This window comes from Methylobacterium sp. EM32 (genome assembly GCF_040593685.1).
In the GTDB taxonomy this organism is placed as follows: Bacteria; Pseudomonadota; Alphaproteobacteria; order Rhizobiales; family Beijerinckiaceae; genus Methylobacterium.
The window spans coordinates 1-1,369 of the sequence record NZ_JBEXZS010000180.1; the positions used below are offsets into that span (position 1 = coordinate 1).

At 50.8% G+C, this 1,369-nt stretch carries 1 protein-coding gene; it reads right to left on the bottom strand.

The window, feature by feature from the left end; genetic code table 11:
- Positions 1–357: 357 nt before the first annotated feature.
- A complete protein-coding gene (locus tag ABZT49_RS24270) occupies positions 358–567 on the bottom strand; it encodes a cold-shock protein (RefSeq protein WP_355289758.1) in 210 nt (69 codons plus the stop codon).
- Positions 568–1,369: the final 802 nt, after the last annotated feature.

The window sequence follows — 1,369 nt, forward strand, 5'->3', positions numbered from 1 at the left end:
GGCGGAACCCAGCCTTTCACCCAGAGGCGCTTCATTGCATTTGCCCATGGCTCAGGCTCGGTTCCTGACGAGGGATCGGATTGGGGACAAAAACCGGTTTGAGGCGTGTCAGTGCGGTTCGTGGACCGAGTGATCGCAGTAGGTGCGATCGGATAGTTGACGCCGCGACGCTGGTCGCCAACCTATTGCGAGTATCGATTGCCGAGAAGCGGCGACAGCTTGATTGCTACAACGCAAAGAACGAATTATAGATTTTCTCAAAATTTACGCCGCTTTTTCGCTTAAAAAGCTACCGACACCTTAACTTTAAGCAATGAAAGTGAGGACAGATATGTCCTCACCCCAATGTAGTGAATTTTATGCCGACTGCAGATTGCCGGCAGACTGCTTGCCGCTGCGGCGATCGGTTTCCATTTCGTAGGAGATTTTTTGTCCATCGGTAAGGGTCTGCATGCCAGCCCGCTCGACTGCCGAGATGTGGACAAAGACATCCTTGGTGCCATCATCTGGCTGAATGAAACCGAAACCCTTTTGCACGTTGAACCATTTCACGGTGCCGACGCTCATCGCCATCTCCATATTTCCCAGGTGCATACATGAACTCAGCGCGCCACAACGTCGCTAAAGCTCCGACTATCGGCAGATCTGGAGAGAATAACAGAGCGGACGCCCGGGGTAAGCGGAACGAAAAGCCCGGCAATCCGGCCAATGATCAACTCGTCTCATATGGTTCGGATCAGGCGAATTAGCAAGGGCGCAGAGAAAAAACTTTTTGCGCGTTCGGTTCTCTAATACGAAATCTTGCAAAGGCGGCCTCATCGCGCAACTGTCCGATTCGACATAAGATGCCAGGATTGCACCCTCTGCCTCGTCGGGCCTCTTCGCGCCGTGGCCGATCTCCTCGCCGATCGATGTCGTCATACGAGCTCGGTAGCCTATCGAAAGAAAAGGGCTGCGTTGCATTGCACTGTAACGTCATTTATTAGGATAAAACCAAGTTTTACTACCTATTATGGCGCGATCGCGGAGCATTGATGATCATATGCCGATTGATATGTCGAAGCTGTAACTCATTTTTGATCAAGAAGACGCCGGTTATGAGATCAATCCGATCTGTTTTCAGGTATTTTTGACTATTGTTTGTGGCACTGTTTAAGTGTGTGTTTAATGATAAGCCATAGCTTCATCCGCTAGATTGATTATTTTGCGGTCTTTTACTTAAAAATATAATACATCGGAAAATAGTTGGATGACGACCGTGGAGGCACCTCAGAAGGCTGGCACCGGATCGTCATTGGTGACGCCTTCAGCGTCTTTCGCCGCCAAGCACCAGCCGGAGCGAGCGGGCGAGTTCGTCGCGGCGATAGGG